General features: G+C 37.5%; 1 pseudogene. It reads right to left on the minus strand.

The annotated features are described in order from the left end of the window. Positions 1-136: 136 nt before the first annotated feature. Positions 137-626: pseudogene (locus tag HR057_RS16850) on the minus strand (IS21 family transposase); the annotation flags it as partial.

Genomic DNA, 626 nt, shown 5'->3' on the forward strand with positions numbered 1-626 from the left:
CTTGTGGTCTGCCTAGCATCAACTTCAAGCATTAATACGTCACGAATAAATTGTTCTTTATTTTCAAAAGGGATCTCCTCGAACCTTTCGGCTACGTGGGCCAGATGAAGCACCTTGCATACTTCTTTTAATTCAATCATTCAGATACCCTCCCTTCATAAGAAGGGCAAAGCTGGTTATAATTTTCTAAATTGGTCTCATGATTCAGTAATATTCTAGGTGTATGATCTTCCTCCATTTTTTCTGGGTACATGGCTTGTTTGGCGTTTAATAAGCAGCCAAGCTCATGGGGAGTTCTTTCGAATCTACTCTCGTCTGATAAGACCTCATCGATATCGTTCAATGTATACTGATCTAACAATTTTTTTATCCCTTTCACACGACGCTTTGTCTCATTTGGTTTTTGAACGAGATAAGTCTGTACTTTTTTTGGTAAATGCTTAAAATGCCTTGAATACTTAACAGACCTAGGTTTCCTCTCCCAATCTTCAAGGATATCGGTCCAAGGGATTTCCCTCGTTTTATTCATGTAAGCTCGATAATCTTGATAAATGATTTCTCCGTTATCTGTAAAGCAAATAAACCGATCCCATTCTTTTTTTATAGGTACTCTCTGTTTGATATTC

This window comes from Calidifontibacillus erzurumensis, assembly GCF_013303125.1.
In the GTDB taxonomy this organism is placed as follows: Bacteria; Bacillota; Bacilli; order Bacillales; family Bacillaceae_J; genus Calidifontibacillus; species Calidifontibacillus erzurumensis.